The sequence below is a fragment of the Myxococcus sp. AM011 genome, assembly GCF_013372595.1.
Taxonomy (GTDB): Bacteria; Myxococcota; Myxococcia; order Myxococcales; family Myxococcaceae; genus Myxococcus; species Myxococcus eversor.
Genome location: NZ_JABXEM010000251.1, coordinates 1 through 16853, shown reverse-complemented (window position 1 = coordinate 16853; position 16853 = coordinate 1). Strand labels below are relative to the sequence as shown.

The following is a 16853-nucleotide window of genomic DNA, read 5'->3' as shown; positions in this document are numbered from 1 at the left end:
GGGGGAAATGGGCGCCGCACGCGAAGCGCTGGGTGCAGTAGCCGCCCGCCTGAGTGGGCCACGCGTGGGCCGTCCCGTAGGGGGCGCCCGGAGGACAGTCCAGGGTGTGCTGGCTGACGTGACACCATTCGGCGGGGTCGCAGGTCCAGGGGTCGGAGAGCGACTGATTGACTTCGGACCCGGCGGGCGATGCTTCCTCCCAGGTCGGGGACTCCGTGCCTCCACCACAGCCAGCCAGCAGCAAGGCCACCACGAAGGCTCCGCTCCACGTCTGACGATTCATTGCACGCTCCCAGGGATTGAGGGAGCGTGACTTCACTGCCAGTGGCCGCCATCGCCAAGGAGAATCGCGGAGGTTTGTGGCTCTGGCCGGGCGCGTCACCTTCATGAACCAGGGGCTCCCGTTGGGGAGGGTCTGTCCCAGGTGGAGGCTCCGAGGGCGCCTGCTCTCGGGGGCATTTGCGTGATTGCCACGCGAGTGTGGTCGAATCTCCCAAGAAACAGCGCCTCGGGACTCCTAGGGTGGCTCATGGGAGGCCCGGGTAGAGGGAGCGGTCCGCATGCGGCGCATTCGAGTCATCGACAGTCATACGGGCGGTGAGCCCACGCGTGTGGTGATTGACGGAGGACCCGAGCTGGGGACGGGCGACCTGGCGAGTCAGCGCGAGCGCTTCCGCGAGCAGTTCGACGCCTTTCGCAAGGCCATTGTCTGCGAGCCCCGTGGCTCCGACGTCATGGTGGGGGCGCTCTTGTGTCCACCCGTCCATGCGTCGAGCGTCGCCGGCATCATCTTCTTCAACAACGTCGGCTACCTCGGGATGTGTGGCCACGGAACCATCGGCGTGGTGAAGACGCTGGAGTACCTGGGCCGCATCGGTCCCGGCGTCCACGCGCTGGAGACTCCCGTGGGCGTGGTGAAGGCCACGCTGCATCCGGATGGTCGCGTCAGCATCGCCAACGTGCCGAGCTACCGGTGGGCGCACGACGTGGCCGTGTCGGTGCCGGGACATGGCGAGGTCCGAGGGGATATCGCCTGGGGTGGCAATTGGTTCTTCCTGGCGCGTGCGACGCACCTGCCTCTGGAGCTGACGCGGGTCCCTTCGCTCCTCGCGTACACGTCCGCGCTCAAGCAGGCGCTCGTGGACCAGGGCATCACGGGAGAGGGTGGCGCGGAGATTGACCACGTGGAGCTGTATGCCCCGTCGCCGACGCCCGGGGTGAATGCTCGCAACTTCGTGCTGTGCCCCGGGCTGGCGTATGACCGCTCTCCTTGCGGCACCGGGACGAGCGCGAAAGTGGCATGCCTCGCCGCCGAGGGAGGGCTCGCGGAGGGCGCGACGTGGGTGCAGGAGAGCATCCTCGGCAGTCGCTTCGAGGCGCGCTACGTGCGCGATGGTGACCGCGTCCTTCCCACCATCACCGGCACCGCGTCCGTCAACGCGGAGGCGACGTTGCTGGTGGACCCGACGGACCCGTTCGCCTGGGGCATCGGATGAGCGCCTTCGATTGCGTCATCGTCGGCGGTGGCATCGTCGGCGCGGCGCTCGCGGATGTGCTCAGCGCGGAAGGGGTGTCGGTGGCGCTGGTGGAGGCGCGCTCCATCGGGACGGGGACCACCGCGTGCGGCATGGGTCACCTGGTGGCCATGGACGACAACGCGGCGGAGCTGGCGCTGACGGCGTGGTCCGTGGCGCTGTGGCGGGAGCTCGCGCCTGGTTTGCCTCGCACCGTGGAGTACGACGCTTGCGGCACGCTGTGGCTCGCCGCCGATGACGAGGAGATGGCCGCGGTCTCCGCGAAGGTCGCCAACTACCGCGCCGCGGGCGTCCGGGCGGAGGTGCTCGACAGCGCGGCGCTTTACGAGGCCGAGCCCGCGCTGGCTCCGGGACTCGTCGGGGCGCTGCGGGTTCCGGAGGATGCCGTGCTGTATCCGCCGCTCGCCGCGCGGACCTTCGCGCTGCGGGCCCAGGCTCGTGGCGCGCGGTTGATGACGGGCTGTCCGGTCCGGGAACTGCGGCCGGGTGGGGTCGTGCTCGCGAATGGCGAGGTGCTGGCGGCGCGGCACATCGTGCTCGCCGCGGGCGTGGCGAGTCCCCTGCTGTGCCCCGGGCTGCCCATCTCTCCTCGCAAGGGGCATCTGCTCATCACCCGGCGCGGTGCTCCGGTGGTGCACCACCAGTTGGTGGAGTTGGGCTACCTCAAGAGCGCCCATGGTACGGATGGCGCTTCCGTGGCCTTCAATGCGCAGCCTCGCGTCACGGGACAGCTCCTGCTGGGCTCGTCTCGGCAACCGGGGGATGGGACTCGGGAGGTGGATGCGGCGCTCCTGGAGCGGATGTTGAAGCGCGCGGCCCTGTTCCTTCCGGGGCTCGATGGGTTGCAGGCGCTGCGTGTGTGGACGGGACTGCGCCCGGCGACGCCGGATGGACTGCCGTTGCTGGGGCCCCATCCGGAGAAGCCGTGGCTGTGGCTGGCGTGTGGCCATGAGGGGCTCGGCATCACCACCGCGACGGGCAGCGCGCGACTGGTGGCGGACCAGTTGCTCGGGCGCGCGAGTGTCATTGACTCGCGCCCGTATTCACCCGCGCGCTTCCTGTCAGCGTCGGGTCCTGAGGTTGCTCATGCGTGAGGCCTCGCTGAAGAACGCCTCGGTCGTCACCCTTCGCATCAACGGGCGTGAAGTCACGGTGCCGGTGGGGACTTCCGTCGCGGCCGCGCTGGCGATGATGGACAGCTTCGTCAGTCGCGCGGACTTGAGCGGGCGACCCCGTGGCCCGCTGTGCGGCATGGGCGTCTGCTTCGAGTGCCGCGCCACCATCGACGGTGTGCCCGAGGTCCTCATGTGCCTGACGCCGTGTCGCGAGGACCAGACGGTGGTGACCGATGCGTGAGGTCTGCGACCTCGTGGTCGTCGGCGCTGGCCCAGGTGGGCTCGCCGCCGCGTGTCGTGCGGCCGAGGCGGGGCTGGATGTGCTCGTCCTCGACGCCCAGCCGGAGCCCGGTGGACAGGTCTGGCGAGGCGAGGCTCGAAAGGGCTCGAACCGCCTGGCGCGTCGCTGGCTCACCCGGTTCTCCGCGTCGGGCGCGCGCTTTCGTCCAGGTGCCCGGGTCATCGCCGCGCCCGAGCCGGGCGTGCTCCTGGTGGAAGAGGCCTCGTCCTCGTTCGCCGTGCGCTACGGCCGCGCGGTGCTCGCCACCGGCGCGCGAGAGCGCTTCCTGCCGTTCCCCGGCTGGACGCTGCCAGGAGTCATGGGCGTCAGCGGACTCCAGGTGCTCGTGAAGGACGGGCTCCCCATCGAGGGCAAGCGCGTGGTGCTCGCCGGCACGGGCCCGTTGTTGCTCGTCGCCGCCGCGACGATTCACGCCCACGGTGGCGAGGTCCTCTACATCGCCGAACAGGCCTCCGCCGCGAGCCACTGGGGCTTCGCGCTCCAGCTCTGGCGTCAGCCGGCCAAGCTGCTCCAGGGCGCCTTGATGTCAGCGAAGCTCGTCAGCGTGCCCACGTCCACGGACGCCTGGGTCACCGCCGCCGAAGGCGAGCGCCGTCTGGAAGCCGTCCGCCTCTCCGTGCGCGGCCGTGAAGAACACCTGCACTGCGACTACCTGGGCGCGGCCTACGGGCTCGTTCCCAACCTGGAAGTGGCGCGGCTCCTCGGCTGTGAGACCTCGGCCGGCGCGGTGGTCGTCGACGACCGTCTGGAGACGCGCGTTCCCAAGGTCCACGCCGTGGGCGAGCTGCTCGGCATCGGTGGCGTGGACCAGGCGCTCGTCACCGGAGCGCTGGCCGGTCTCGTCGCCGCCGAGCAACCCGTTCCATTCGAGCTGGAGCGCTCCTGGCACCGCGTGCGGACCTTCGCCGCTCAGCTCGCGATACACGACGCGCCGCGCGCGGAGCTGCTCCGACTGGCCGCGCCGGACACGCTGCTGTGTCGCTGCGAGGACGTGCCCATGTCCGCGCTGGAGGGCTGTCAGAACCTGCGCGAGGCACGGCTGTACGCACGGCTGGGAATGGGCGCCTGCCAGGGCCGCACCTGCGGCACCGCGGCGCAGGCCCTCTTCGGCTGGTCGGGCGAAGACGTGCGCCCACCGTGCCTCCCCGCGCGCATCGGCAGCCTGCGCCTACCCTCGGACGTTTCCTCTACCCACACGAGAGAGTCATGAGCCTCTGGACTGGTGTCCTCCCCGCCATCACCACCCCCTTCAACACGGACCTGTCCGTCGACCACGGCACGGTGCGCTCGCACGTGCGCTGGCTGGTGTCGCAGGGCTGCACCGGCATCATCCCCTGCGGCTCCCTGGGCGAGGGCGCGACGCTGAGCCTGGAGGAGAAGGCCGCGGTGATGCGCACCGTCGTGGACGCGGTGAAGGTGCCCGTCATCCCGGGCATCGCCGCGCTGTCCACCGCGGAGGCCGTGCGGCTGGCTCGCGCCGCCGAGGAGGCGGGCTGCGCCGGACTCATGGTGCTGCCCCCGTATGTCTATTCGAGCGACTGGCGCGAGATGAAGGCGCACATGTCCGCCGTCCTGCGCGCCACGAAGCTGCCGTGCCTGCTCTACAACAACCCCGTCGCCTACAAGACGGACTTCACCCCCGCCCACCTCGCGGAGCTGGCCGCCGAGCACGACAATGCGGTCGCCGTGAAGGAGTCCTCCACCGATGCCCGTCGCGTCACCGCCATTCGCGCGCTCCTGGGAGACCGGCTGGCCCTGGGCGTCGGCGTGGATGACTGCCTCGTCGAGGGCGTGGAGGCGGGCGCGCGCTTCTGGGTGGCGGGACTCGTCAACGCCTTCCCCGCCGAGTCCGTGCGGCTGTTGGAGCTGTCGCTCGCCGGAAAGAAGCAGGCCGCCTTCGAGCTGTACCGCTGGTTCCTGCCGCTGTTGCGCCTGGACACCGTCCCCAAATTCGTCCAGCTCATCAAGCTGGTGCAGCAGGAGGTCGGCTGGGGCCACGAGCGCGTGCGTGGGCCTCGGCTGGAGCTGGCGGGAGCCGAGCGCGAGGAGTGCCTGCGCGTGCTGCGCGAGGCCCTGGCGAACCGTCCCGCGCTATAGCGTGCGTGGTGTGAAGTCTCTCGTATCGAAGCTGGAGGGGCGCTGCGCCCCTCCCGGAGTGAGGTCGCCGTATGAGCTGGATGGGACTGTCGTTGATTGGCGCCGAACGCGGAGAGCCCGGTGGGCCGACGTTCACCGGCTGGAATCCGGCGGAGGGCGTGGCACTGGAGCCGCGCTTCCACGGCGCGAAGCCCCAGGAGGTGGAGCGCGCCTGTGTGCTCGCGCAGGAGGCCGCGCCCTCGCTCGCGGCCCTGTCCTCTCGCCAGCGCGCCGTGTTCCTGGAGCACATCGCGGAGGCGCTCCTCTCGGCGGAGGCGGACTTCCTCGCCGTGACACCGAAGGAGACCGGCCTGCCCCCCGCCCGCATCCAGGGCGAGCTGGGCCGCGCGGCCGGACAGTTCCGTCAGTTCGCCCGACTGTTGGAGGAGGGGAGCTGGGTGGATGCGCGCATCGACCATGCACTGCCCGAGCGTCGCCCGCTGCCACGTCCGGACCTGCGCTCGCTGCTGCGCCCCGTGGGGCCGGTGGCCGTGTTCGGCGCGAGCAACTTCCCGCTCGCGTTCTCCGTCGCGGGAGGTGACACCGCGTCCGCGCTCGCCGCGGGGTGCCCCGTCATCGCCAAGGCTCATCCCGCGCACCCCGCGACCTCCGAGCGCGCGGGCCTGGCCATCCGTGAGGCCGTGGCGGCGTGTGGACTGCACGAAGGCGTGTTCTCGCTCCTGTTCGACGCGGGCACCGAGGTGGGCGCCTCCCTGGTGCGTCACCCCGCCATCCGCGCCGTCGGCTTCACGGGCTCTCGCGGTGGAGGTCGCGCGTTGATGGCGCTGGCCGCCGCTCGGCCCGTGCCCATCCCCGTGTTCGCGGAGATGGGCTCCATCAACCCCATCTTCCTCCTGCCGGAAGCCCTGGCTGCCCGTCCGCAGGAGATGGCGGACGCGCTGGCCGCGTCCATCCTCCAGGGCGCGGGCCAGTTCTGCACCTCACCCGGCTTGCTCGTGGCGGTGGATGGAACCGGGTACGAGGCCTTCCGCGCGAGGCTCGCCGAGAAGCTGGGCGCCGCTCCTGCCGCGCCCATGTTGACGCCCGCCATCGCCGAGCGCTTTCGCGAGGGCGTGAGCCGGCTGGCCGCGCGCGCCGACACGCGGACGCATGCGCGCGGCGAGTCGAAGGCCGCGCTCGGTGCTCCCGCGCTGTTCGAGGCGGAGGCGCGGGTGGTGCTCGCCGAGGGGGAGCTCACCGAAGAGGTGTTCGGAAGCTGCGCGGTGCTGACCGTGGCGCGTGACGCGGCGGAGTTGGTGCGCGTGGCCTCGCGACTGGAAGGCCAGCTCACCGCCACGGTGATGATGGACGTGGGAGACACGGAGCTGGCCTCGGAGCTGCTCCCCACGTTGTCGGACCGCGTGGGGCGTGTGCTGATGAACGGCGTCCCCACGGGCGTGGAGGTCTGCCCGGCGATGGTGCATGGCGGTCCCTTTCCGGCCAGTTCGGATGGACGCTTCACCGCCGTGGGCACGGGGGCCATCCGCCGCTTCGTTCGCCCGGTCTGCTTCCAGGACGTGCCGGACGCGCTGCTCCCGCCGGAGCTTCGCGAGGCGAACCCCCTGGGCCTCTGGCGCACGGTGGACGGGGTGCTGAAGCGGGAGTGACTCCCAGGTGGCCCCGCCTCCACCCGGGAGCCACTCCCTTGCTTCACGGCGTCGTGTCGAAGCGGGACTCCAGCTTCACGCCCGTGAATGCCGCGCGGCCCTTCACCATGGCGTAGTAGTAGCTGCCACCCACCGGCGAGGGGATGTCCACCCCCTCGTCATTGCCGGACAGATACGGCCGGAAGTCATACGCCGTCGTCGAGGGCCACGTGCCAGCGCGGACATAGAGGTCCGCGTTGCCCGTGCCGCCGCTCATCTGGAAGCGCAGGTTGCGCGCACCGGCGGGCACCCACACGTAGAAGTACTGCAGGGCCTCGCCACCGGACAGCGGGCCCCGGTAGCAGTTGTTGCCCAGCATCCGCGTGTCGGCGCCCGTGCACGGCGTGCTGGTGCCTGGACCCGGGCCTGGGCCGGGATTCACACAGGTGCTCGGGTCGGTCGCGGTGGCCACGCAGTCAATCCACTGGTGGAACTCCGTGTCGTTCGCCGTGCCCAGGGCGTCCAGGGACGTGCGATATGCGCTGTAGTTCCCCGCGCGGAACTGGCCGACGAAGGTGTCCACCTGATTCCCATGGCGCTCGAACATGAAGCGCACCGCGAGATAGCCCCAGGAGTACACGCGCTCGGTGCCGCTGTTGTAGTCGTTGCGCAGAATCTGGCTGAGCTGGAAGCCCTTGCTGGTGCCCCGAGTCACCGCGTCCGCGTTGACGTCCTTCTTGGACACGTACTCGGCCAGGCCCTCAATCCACCAGATGGTGGGCTGGCTGATGCTGACGCCGAAGTCGCCCTTCAGGTTGAAGCGGCCGTCCAGGTAGTGGACGTACTCGTGGCGCAGGTTCCAGATTTCGAACGCGGGCCGCAGCCACTCCGCCTCGTAGGCGATGAAGCGGGCCTGGTTGCCGGACGCCGCCGGGTCTCCCTCCAGGTACATGCCACCGTTGTTGGTGTCGATGCCGAACAGCGCGCCGGCATACGTCTGGTAGTCCAGGCTGCTGTCGAAGATGACCATCTCCAGCGACGTGTTGTTGTCGCTGGCGACGGGGAGGCGGCCCGTCTTCAGCTTGTCGTGGAAGTAGGACTCCTGCGTGGCCAACTGGCCGCAGCTCTGCGTGAGCTGCGTGGCCGTCATGTCCTGCGCGCGCATCTTCAGCGTGGCGCCGCAGTTGTACGTCACGCGGAGCACCGCCTGCTCCAGCGTCCTTCGGAAGTCGCAGATGCCGTAGTACGCGCAGTTGGCGCCGTCGTAGTAGTCGGCCATCTCCGCCGCGCCCACCCAGACGCCCGCCGTGGGGCCCGTCATCGAGTGGCCGGTGATGAGCGTCCTCACCTTGGGGCGCGCCTTCGTCTGCAGCGCCCCCGGGTACTGGAGGAAGCGCGCCAGCTCGCGGGCGGCGTTGACGGTGAGGTACTGGTTGTCGGTGCCCAGCAGGTGCTCGGTGCGCAGGCCGAAGGAGTCCAGCGAGTCGATGATGGACGAGTCCGCCTGCACGGCCGCCACGAAGTCGTCGTTGTAGTGGCCCCGGAACAGGCCGACGAAGACGTTGTTGGTGGCGCCGCGCATGTACCAGGAGGCCAGGGCGGTGTCGTTGAAGCGGTCCAGGAGCCCCTTGAAGGTGCCCAGGTGCCGCGCGTTCTCGCTCGAGCTGTCGATGAGCGTGACGAACTCACCCAGCACCGCGCCGTGGTCGTCGTTGACGTCCCGGAAGTGGCTGTTGGCCACGAAGGCGGCCAGGGCCGGGCGGATGGCGTTGGCCAGCGCCGTGCCGTAGCTGCCCACGACGTCCGGGGCGTAGTACTGCACGTAGTACCCCGCGCGCAGGTACATGATGAGCTGGAGCGTCTGCCCGCTGTTGTTCCCCACGTAGGCCTGCGCGTTGGAGGTGAGCGCGTTGGCGATGGTGACCATCTTGCTCTCGATGAACACCTGCCTTGCGAGCGTGCCCGTGACGCTGAACAGCGTGTTGATGCACTCCGTCGTGGAGCCCTTCACCAGCGTCACCAGCGCAGTGCCCGTGGCCGACCCGAAGGCCGCGGTGTCACAGGCCAGCAGGGCCCGCTTCGGCGCGGGAGGGGTGGGCGACTGGCGCAGTTGCTCCGGGGAGACGTCGGGCTGTCGCTCGTCGGGCTGGATGCGTTGGTGCGCGTGCTCCAGTCCATGGACGCGCTGGGCGGGCTCGGCCGGCGGGGGACCTCCAGGGCGTGCGTCCGCTCCGGGTGCGAGTAGCGTGAGACAACAGATGGCGAGGACGATGTGACAGCGACACCAATCCGTGATTGGACCGCGCATGGCTTCGTGCTCCTCGGGGTGGGGGCTTGATGCACGGTGTCGTTTTTTCCGAGTGACACCGACGTAGGTTTCACGTGGTGTTCAAGGTATTCGTGAGCACGTCTGACGTTCTTGTGTCTTTCCCATGTGGGGACGAATGGAAACCACCAAAGCGCGTGAAACCTTGGAGCACTGGCGGATGGGCTTCATGGGACAGGTGGCCAATCCCCTGTTCGCGGAGGAGCTGTTCGACCGGGTGCCGGACATCGTCTTCTCGGTGAAGGACATCCGGGGGCGCTACGTGTGCATCAGCGAGGCGTGCGCGGAGCGCTGTGGCCTGAGGAGCAAGGCGGCGGCGGTGGGGCGCACGGCGCACGAGCTGTTTCCCCAGCACATGGCGGACCGCTACGTGCGGCAGGACGAGAAGGTGTTCCGGACGGGCCGGGCGCTGGTGGACAACCTGGACCTGACGTTGTTCAACAGCCGCGAGCCGGGCTGGTGTCTGACGAGCAAGGTGCCGCTGTTTGACTCGACGGGCGAGGTGATGGGGCTGGCGTGTCTGTCCAAGGACGTGCACGAGCCGGGGCGCGCGGGGCTGGTGGACGAGCGCTTCGCGGGGACCATCGATTACATCCAGGCGAACTATGGAGAGCGGCTGCGCATCGACTCACTGGCGCGCCGGGCGGGCATGTCCGCGGCGCAGTTCGAGCGGCGGATCCGGCGCATCTTCCAGTTGTCGGCGGGGCAGTTCATCATGAAGACGCGCATCGACGCGGCGGCGGCGCGACTGGTGGAGGATGAGCAGCCCATCGCGGCCATCGCCCTCGCGGTGGGCTTCTGTGACCAGAGCGCGCTGTCGCGCCAGTTCAAGCAGGTGACGGGGTTGAGTCCCCGGCAGTACCGGCAGCTCGTCGTCGCCACGTCGGTGCCCGTGGCCTCCCGTCGGAAGCGGGCCCGCTGAAGGAGGGGGCCTCCCCAAAGCCTCTCGGATGTGATGCGCTGGCGGGCACCGATGAAAGCAACCGCGTTGCCCGTGTCCACCGTCGCACTCCATGTCCTCGCCGTGGGGTTCTTCAGCGCCTGCGCGGTGTGGCTCGTGCAGGAGTCCCAGGCGCTCGGCGGGCGGCGGGGGATGCTGGCCGTCGCGGTGGCGGTGGCCTCTGGGGGGCAGGCGTTGCTGTCGCTCGTGGCGCTGGTGTCGCTCCTGCGCGCGCGCTCACTCGTGGTGCTGGGCTCGCGGGCGCGGGTGGGGACGTATCTGCAAGTGCTCGCGGGGGTGGGTTTGCTGGCGCTGCTGGGCGTGCACCTGATGTACTCCGAGGCGCGGCCGGCGCTGGGGAGCTTCTGTCTGGGGTTGGCGGTGTGGCTGGGCGCCATTGGCTTGCACCTGGTGCCGGGGCTGTTCCTGTCTGGAGAGGGCTTCATCGACCCGTTGGGGCGGCGCACGCGCTTCTCGGAGCTGGAGTGGTTCTCGCTCCAGAAGGTTGACGGGGAGCCGCCTCGCACGGTGCTGCGGGCGGGGCGGGGTGAGTCACTTCGTCTGGAGGCGAGGCTCGCGCACGACGCGGTGGACGGCGTGCGAGGACGGCTGCTAAAGATGGGACTGTCGTCGCGCGTGCCTGGACGCTGAGGCTCACTTCTTGGGCGGTGGCGCGGGGAACATCGCGGGCGTGGTCCGCTCCCTCCACGGGTCTCCGCCCACGCCGAAGTCGACGAGGTGGAAGGGGTTCTCTCCGCCCATGCGCACCAGACCCAGGCCGGGCACGGAGGAGGACCATTCGGCCGTGAGGCCCCCGGAGAAGGAGTACTCCATTATCTCCACGGTCTTGCCCGCGATGGTCTCCGTCGACTTCTGGAGGAAGCGGGGCTGGCGTGGGGCGGAGGCTGCCTTGGCGAAGGCATTGGGGTGCTCGCGGGGAGCTTGTCCCGGAACAGTCACCCTCAAGAGAATGACGCCCTGCGCGCCGAAGCGTTCTCCTTCAACGAGGAAGTCGAAGGCGATGAGGCCCAGGGAGGGCACTTCGAGCTGCAGATGGAACCAGCGGCCGCTCCTGCCTTCGTGGCGGCCCGGCGCACCGACCTTGATGACGAAGCGGGTGGGCCCTTCCGAGGAGGTCCCCAGATAACGGGCCCAGCCCCCATTTCGCGCGACGAGGGGGAGTTCGAGCATTCCCTCCAAGGGAGTGGTCTGTGCATGGGCCTCGCGGACCACGAGGCACAGCATCAGCGCGACGACTGCCCATCCGGTTCTGGTCATGTGAGGTTTCAATCCCTGACGCGTGCATCCCTCTCCCGGGACGCCTTTTGTTAGAGTTCGGCCATGCCTCGTCTGCTGAGTGCCGTGCGAGCCATTCCCTTGCTGCTCCTGGCCTGCTCCAATCCGGAAGCCAGCTCTTCCGCTCGCTCAACGTCGGAGCCTCCCATGGAGGCGTCATCGCGAGCACCGTCCGGCGCGCCTCCCACCGTCGACGCGAAGCAGGTGCCCGCCGCGGTGGCGCCACCCGCTGGGGCCGTGAGTCCCACGGAGACTCCCCCAAGAGATGGAGGCGTTTCCGTGGACCCTTCGCGCCGAGCGGAGGCGCGTGCCCTGGTCCCCGCGCCATTGCTCTACGGTCAGTTCCAGCCCGTCGTGGGCCAGTGGGTCGAATATGAGCTGGCGACGCGCCAGGGTGCCTTTCGCGTGCGTGTCGCGTTGGTGGGCGAGACGGTCCGCGAGGACGGCACGCCGCTCTATCAGGTCGAACTGGACCATGAGACGACTCCGCGCATGCTCGTGGTGGTCTGGCTGGCGGGGGCCACCCGTCCCTTCGTCGAGCGGCTGGCGGTCTCCGTGGCGCCTCATGCCCCCATCTCCATCCCCGTGGACCTGGAGGCCGACTCGCCCGAACTGCGCGGGGAGTTGATGGGAGAAAAGGACATCACGGTGCGAGGTCCATTCGCTGGGAAGGCCCGAGAGCGCACCTTCCGGCGGGAGCGTGGCAAGCCGGTGGTCGTGGTGGACGCAAGCAGGGTTCCACTCGTCGGGGTGGTCTCGGTTGTCACCGAGGACGGCTCCTGGGTGGTGCGTGCTTCGGGGACGGGGGCCCGGCCCTCGCTGGATACCGTCCCCATCGCTATTCCCCGGCTGCCCGGGCAATGAGTGTCGCCGGGGTCAGCCCAGCGGGTAGCCGAGGACGAGATAGAAGCCCGCTACGTAGACGGTGAAGATGGCCAGCAGGTCGGGGGCGAACGCGGTGAGCGTGGTTCCGCCGACCATCAAAGCGAGGAGCAGGAGCGAGAACTCCGCCGCTGCCTGTCCGCGCGAGCGAGGCCGACGAAGCCAGCGGTAAGCCAAGGACATCCATCCGTTCATGGGTGACCCTCCGGGGAAGTGGCCTGTTCGAGGACCACGGTGGCAAGTGTTTCGGGCAACCCGTCCTTCTGGACGGGAGAGAGGGAGAGGGAGAGCCTTTCCCCTGGACGCGTGAAGCCAAGCACCTCCACGCCATGTCTGGCGGAGCGTGCTTCGACCTGGGTGAAGCCCCGCTGTCCGAGCTCCCGCCGATAGAACTCCGCGAGCGTGCCCGGCGTGCCCTGGGCGATTTCCGTCACGGTGATGCTGCCTTCGGAAGGCCCTGGATTGAGGTCATCGACGCGCAGCACCGTGGTGGCACCCGGCGCTCTCGGCAGGGCCTCCGGCACACGGGCTTGAAGGTGAACGCCTTCGGGCGTCTCGACGATGGAGGGGAAGACCTGGGTCCTATCCTTCTTGTCCCCCGCGCCCACGGCCGTGACGGAGACGAGCGCTCCCAGTCTGGCGTCGTAATAGCTGACGGCCCCGGCATTCGGGCCATCCGCCTTGTGGTTGGTGCGATGGCCCCGCCGCCGGAACTCGCGGGCGTAGAACTCCAGCACCTCTCCAGGCGGGCTGGTCGTCTCGAAATAGGCCATCTCCATCGGATTCCCATTGGCCTCCATGCGCCCCATGGGAATGGTCGTGGACTGTGGGTAGCTGGGGAACGCTCCTTGGAAGCGCGCGGTCATCGGCCTGGCGACAGATGGGGGTGCGACAGGAGGCTCCGGCGTGGGCTCGGCTTCGGGGAGCGGAGGCGGCGGTTCGCGCAGCGTCACCGCGAGCGCCAACAACAGCCCCAGCCCTCCCACGCCGAACACGCGGATGAGCCCTCCCGTCCGGTCCTTGAGTCGGGTCATGCCTTCCCGTCCCCTTCATGCAAGGGGATGCGTCGAGACCTCATCGCTACCTGCACGCCTTGTCTCCATAGGAGTGATAGGAATAACGGTCCATGTCGGCGTTGTGTTGATCCGCGTACTCGGACTCCGGGCGGTTGGAGATGACAGCGCCCTGGAAGAAGTTGCCCCGACAGTTGTAGGAGCGCATGGGCCAGTTGTCGCCGTAGCCGCCGTTGCTGCGGGTTCCTCGTTTGTTGAGGACGGGACCAGGCTCGCAATCGCCGAAGCAGTAGTCCGAGTCGTTCTTCCAGTAGTACGCTTGGAGGGCGTCTCCGGGGACCGTTCGCGTGGGAATGACGGGCCCCTTGTTGAATGTGCTCCCGCTCGTGCCCACCTTGCGAATCAAGACGGATTCGCGGACGTACTTGCTCGTGAACGGGAAATCGAGCCCGAGCACTTGCAGGACCTCGCCGATGGAGTTCAGCGCGCCCCCAGCGTCGCCTCCGGTGGCTCCTTTGTAGATGATGCCCGTGGCCCGGTCGTGGGTGATCTGCTCGACGCGTGCGTAGGTGTCCCTCGGATGATCTCCGTAGCCCCAGGCCCGCCACGTGTCGTGGAAGACGCTGAAGTGCTCGGTGAACTGGAGGTTCAGCTGGGACGAGTCGGGGGAGGTGGTGAAGAACGCAATCTGGTGGGGAATGATGCCGTTCTGGATGTCGACTGTGATTGTCGCGGAGACCGCGCCCCGGCGCGTATCCAGCCCCATGTCCTGTGCGAGGTCGGCGGGCGTTGAGCCCAGGGCGGACAGGGCGCCGCCCACCAGACCCATCGCACCTCCGAGTCCACCGCGGTCGCCCATGGAGACCTCGGTGAGGGGGGCTTCGGCCTCCTCGGCGTACACCGTCAGGGTGAGGCGATTGCGGAAGCCCGCCCCTGTCGGAAGCTCCCCCGACTTCGTGGCGCCATCGAGGTCTTTGTAGCGCTCACGCGCGTCGCTGATGATGCCCTGGAGGTTGGGGCGGACGGTGCGCTCGAACGCGACGAAGCGGGCGAGCTCGGCGGCCTTGAGCCGGACGTGTTGAAGCTCCCAGAAGTATTGGGCCCAGAGGACCATCATGATGAGGAGGGGCGCGATGATGGCGAACTCCACGGTCGCCGTTCCGCGCTGCCGACCTCTCGTCCTCATCGTTCGCGAGCGTGAGTACATGGCGCCTCCGTCAGTAATTGAGCGCGTCCTTGAAGCCGTTGGCGGTGATGTTCCACTCGGGAATGATGTCCTTCATGGCTTTCTCTTCCCAGTGGGTCTTCGCGGGGGCCAGGCGTGCCGTCCAGAGTGGGTTGAAGAAGTTGGGCTCTTCCTTCCACTGGCCGGGGCGGTGATAGATGGCGCGTCCCACTGCCATGGCCATCATTCCCCCTGTCCTCTCGCGGAACTGCCTGGCGGAGGCTCCAATCGGGGTCGAGTCGTCAAGTCCTCCCACGAAGTTCCACGACATGTCGAGGTAGCCGGCTTGAACGCCTTCCCGATAGTCGTTGTACCTGTTGGAGGCACTCTCCTTCATGAAGGCCGTGCTGATGAGGTTGTGGAGTTGGAACGGCGTGTCCGAGTTCACGCCGTCCTTTGAGTGCGGCATCATGTTCTTCGTCAGGACGCTGACGTTGCAGGGATAGGAGAAGTGGTTCTGCCATGGGTTCACGAAGCTCGTATCCGAGGTCAGGAAGGGTGTGAGGCCTATCCAGTTGTGGTGCCGGCTGACCTTGCTGCCGCCGTATTCCTGGTGATACCCCCGCTGGGCATCCGCCGCGGCACGGAAGCGCAGCTCGAAGAGGGTCTCCCAGTCGAAGAGGCCAAAGCAGCCGGCTCGGGCTTCTATCTTGATGTCGTCCGAGGCGAAGAGCTGGTCCTTGCGGTTGTTCTGGAACTCTTCGTCGAAGCTCTTGATTTGACTGTCCGCGACCTTGTTGATGCGCAGTTGGCCAATGATGAGGCAGAGGTTGAAGTTCCACCTGCGTCCGATGAGAAAGGGGCCTTTGCCCACGGCCGTCCATTCACGACGGACGCCATTGGCCAGGTTGCCCATCAGCAGGCGGTACTTGGCCATGTCGGGGTCGGAGAGGGAGTTGGCGCGGAGGAGCTTGGAGCGTTTGACGAGGCCGGTGGGGTCGAGTGCGCTGAAGCTGGCCTGACTGCTGTGGGGCCCGTCGTCGATGGCGTGGAGGAAGTTCTTGAGATTGGAATGATTGACGTCGTAGTTGCTGAAGAGCGAATCGAGGTTGACGTCTCCTCCACTGCCAACCACGTCGAAGCCGGGCTTGGCATTGGGGTCGGTTTTCTTGACGTCGTCCCTGTACATGACGAGGTCATGCAAGGTGCCATAGAGCATGGCCTCCTGCGCGAGCCAGAACGCGACGTTGAGCGCCGATAGGAAGGGGATGAGTACCTGGGAGACGGTTTCGACCACTGTCTTCCAGAGCTTGATGGCCTGTTCCACCGCCGCGAATATCGCGCCGATGACGGGAACCACCTTGAGGACACTGGCCGCCGCGCCCACCGTGCGGTCCAGGTAGACGGCGTGGCTCACGTAGGACATCACCGTGAGCATGGCCGAGTAGTGAACAATCATGGCGCGGTTGGTGTACGCCAGGAAGTTGTAGGCCCGGGCCTCCTTCACCGCGAAGGAGTAGGCCTGGGCATCGGCCGCGTCCTGGAGCTTTATCTTTTCATAGACGCCATGGCCGATGCTCACCGAGGCCATCACGCTGACAGCGAGGATGAGCATGGTGACGGCGCCGATGACCAGGGCCTGCCCACGTTCGTCGCGGCGCAGCCTTCGCAGAATGAAGAACATCTAAATCCCCCGCCAGGCAGTCAGGTTCAGGCGTCGACCGCGCACTGCGCGGGTCCGCGACGGCCGTTGTTGAAGAGGTTGGACTGCATGCGCATGGTCCAGGTCGCGGTCAGGGGAATGATGTACCGCCCCTCGCGCGACAGGTTGGCGAGGCCACGGTGGGTCCGGTCCCTGGCGGCACCGCGCTCCACGAGATACTGGGTGGCGGAGCGCCCGCCCGCGCGCTGAATCTCGAACTGGAGCCCCTTCAGGTCGTCCAGGTACTCGCGCCCCATGTAGAAGCTGTGGAGCTGCCAGTTCGCGAAGGGGACTCGCAGTTCGTAGAAGTAGACGAGCCTGACCGACAGCAGATTGGCTTCGATGACGCGGTCATCCCGGACATCGTCGTAGTCAATCTCCATGCCTTGCATGTGGGAGCCGTAGGTGGCGAACAAGCCATCCAGCTCGCTTCGCTTGGGGTTGACGACCTCGACCTTCAGCAAGGGCAGAGGGCCTGCTTGATAGTAATCACCGCTGACATCGGCTTGAGTGAACAGGGCGTGGTGCGCCATGGCCCGGGGCAACGTGTCCACCCGACCGTTACTCCCGCTCAAGGGGCCCAGGGTTGGCAGCAGCGACGTGAGGGCCGCCTTCTTCATGATGGCGCAGTCGCCATGGTTGACGATGCCCGAGCGCACCGCGCGGTAGGCGCCGTACTCGGTCATCAGGCGGGCATGGTGCACCAGACTCAGCTGGATGATGCCCAGCACGAAGAACACCATCATGGGGATGACGAACGCCGTCTCCACCAGGGCCTGGCCCGATTGTCTGTTTGAACGACTGGGTTCACATGTCGAGCGCATGGCCCTCCCCGGGCACGACGTCACTGCACCCC

The 16853-nt window shown here is 68.0% G+C and carries 17 protein-coding genes; 9 read left to right on the top strand and 8 right to left on the bottom strand.

Annotated features, from left to right (window positions below; translation table 11 throughout):
- Nucleotides 1-283, bottom strand: a 283-nt coding sequence (locus HUW62_RS37105; RefSeq protein WP_176437105.1) for a hypothetical protein, incomplete at its 3' end; no start/stop codon positions are given.
- Between the two features lie 277 nt (nucleotides 284-560).
- Between HUW62_RS37105 and HUW62_RS37100 the strand changes: the two genes are divergently transcribed.
- The 6 genes from HUW62_RS37100 to HUW62_RS37075 all read left to right on the top strand — a co-directional run bounded on the left by HUW62_RS37100 (nucleotide 561) and on the right by HUW62_RS37075 (nucleotide 6694).
- The gene (locus HUW62_RS37100; protein ID WP_176437104.1) at nucleotides 561-1496 is read left to right on the top strand and encodes a proline racemase family protein; all 936 of its coding nucleotides are present in this window, start codon (nucleotides 561-563) and stop codon (nucleotides 1494-1496) included.
- Nucleotides 1493-2629, top strand: coding sequence for an FAD-binding oxidoreductase (locus tag HUW62_RS37095; protein WP_163863138.1), 1137 nt, complete (start codon nucleotides 1493-1495; stop codon nucleotides 2627-2629). Before HUW62_RS37100 ends, HUW62_RS37095 begins: the two co-directional genes overlap by 4 nt.
- On the top strand, nucleotides 2622-2891 hold the full coding sequence (locus tag HUW62_RS37090; RefSeq protein ID WP_163863136.1) for a (2Fe-2S)-binding protein: 270 nt from the start codon (nucleotides 2622-2624) through the stop codon (nucleotides 2889-2891). The genes HUW62_RS37095 and HUW62_RS37090 overlap by 8 nt, the downstream gene beginning before the upstream one ends.
- On the top strand, nucleotides 2884-4161 hold the full coding sequence (locus tag HUW62_RS37085) for an FAD/NAD(P)-binding oxidoreductase (protein WP_176437103.1): 1278 nt from the start codon (nucleotides 2884-2886) through the stop codon (nucleotides 4159-4161). The genes HUW62_RS37090 and HUW62_RS37085 overlap by 8 nt, the downstream gene beginning before the upstream one ends.
- Complete coding sequence (locus HUW62_RS37080) at nucleotides 4158-5048, top strand: dihydrodipicolinate synthase family protein (protein ID WP_176437102.1); 891 nt, start codon at nucleotides 4158-4160, stop codon at nucleotides 5046-5048. Before HUW62_RS37085 ends, HUW62_RS37080 begins: the two co-directional genes overlap by 4 nt.
- A gap of 71 nt (nucleotides 5049-5119) precedes the next feature.
- Nucleotides 5120-6694, top strand: a complete 1575-nt coding sequence (locus HUW62_RS37075) for an aldehyde dehydrogenase (NADP(+)) (RefSeq protein WP_176437101.1) — start codon at nucleotides 5120-5122, stop codon at nucleotides 6692-6694.
- Nucleotides 6695-6737: 43 nt separating this feature from the next.
- On the opposite strand, the gene HUW62_RS37070 is transcribed toward HUW62_RS37075, so the two are convergent.
- Nucleotides 6738-8981: a M9 family metallopeptidase gene (locus HUW62_RS37070; RefSeq protein ID WP_176437100.1), complete on the bottom strand. Its 2244-nt coding sequence runs from the start codon at nucleotides 8979-8981 to the stop codon at nucleotides 6738-6740.
- A 136-nt stretch (nucleotides 8982-9117) separates the two neighbouring features.
- Here HUW62_RS37070 and HUW62_RS37065 point away from each other — a divergent pair, with 136 nt between their 5' ends.
- Together HUW62_RS37065 and HUW62_RS37060 are read left to right on the top strand one after the other, a co-directional pair.
- The gene (locus HUW62_RS37065) at nucleotides 9118-9921 is read left to right on the top strand and encodes an AraC family transcriptional regulator (protein WP_255203863.1); all 804 of its coding nucleotides are present in this window, start codon (nucleotides 9118-9120) and stop codon (nucleotides 9919-9921) included.
- Between the two features lie 51 nt (nucleotides 9922-9972).
- A complete protein-coding gene (locus HUW62_RS37060; protein WP_176437098.1) occupies nucleotides 9973-10590 on the top strand; it encodes a hypothetical protein in 618 nt (205 codons plus the stop codon).
- A gap of 3 nt (nucleotides 10591-10593) precedes the next feature.
- Here the strand turns inward: HUW62_RS37060 and HUW62_RS37055 are convergent, their stop codons facing one another.
- Complete coding sequence (locus HUW62_RS37055) at nucleotides 10594-11217, bottom strand: hypothetical protein (protein WP_176437097.1); 624 nt, start codon at nucleotides 11215-11217, stop codon at nucleotides 10594-10596.
- Nucleotides 11218-11280: 63 nt separating this feature from the next.
- Between HUW62_RS37055 and HUW62_RS37050 the strand changes: the two genes are divergently transcribed.
- Nucleotides 11281-12099, top strand: a complete 819-nt coding sequence (locus HUW62_RS37050) for a hypothetical protein (protein ID WP_176437096.1) — start codon at nucleotides 11281-11283, stop codon at nucleotides 12097-12099.
- A gap of 12 nt (nucleotides 12100-12111) precedes the next feature.
- On the opposite strand, the gene HUW62_RS37045 is transcribed toward HUW62_RS37050, so the two are convergent.
- Genes HUW62_RS37045 through HUW62_RS37025 form a run of 5 tightly spaced genes read right to left on the bottom strand, consistent with a single transcriptional unit; the run spans nucleotide 12112 to nucleotide 16821 of the window.
- Nucleotides 12112-12300: a hypothetical protein gene (locus HUW62_RS37045; RefSeq protein WP_240356145.1), complete on the bottom strand. Its 189-nt coding sequence runs from the start codon at nucleotides 12298-12300 to the stop codon at nucleotides 12112-12114.
- Nucleotides 12301-12308: 8 nt separating this feature from the next.
- Nucleotides 12309-13151, bottom strand: a complete 843-nt coding sequence (locus HUW62_RS37040; RefSeq protein WP_163863120.1) for a hypothetical protein — start codon at nucleotides 13149-13151, stop codon at nucleotides 12309-12311.
- 46 nt (nucleotides 13152-13197) lie between these two features.
- A complete protein-coding gene (locus HUW62_RS37035; protein WP_338041904.1) occupies nucleotides 13198-14316 on the bottom strand; it encodes a TadE/TadG family type IV pilus assembly protein in 1119 nt (372 codons plus the stop codon).
- 31 nt (nucleotides 14317-14347) lie between these two features.
- The gene (locus HUW62_RS37030) at nucleotides 14348-15979 is read right to left on the bottom strand and encodes a TadE/TadG family type IV pilus assembly protein (protein WP_163863116.1); all 1632 of its coding nucleotides are present in this window, start codon (nucleotides 15977-15979) and stop codon (nucleotides 14348-14350) included.
- A gap of 26 nt (nucleotides 15980-16005) precedes the next feature.
- Nucleotides 16006-16821 carry a TadE/TadG family type IV pilus assembly protein gene (locus tag HUW62_RS37025; RefSeq protein ID WP_163863114.1) on the bottom strand — a complete coding sequence of 272 codons (816 nt, stop codon included), beginning with the start codon at nucleotides 16819-16821 and terminating at the stop codon, nucleotides 16006-16008.
- Nucleotides 16822-16853 lie beyond the last annotated feature (32 nt).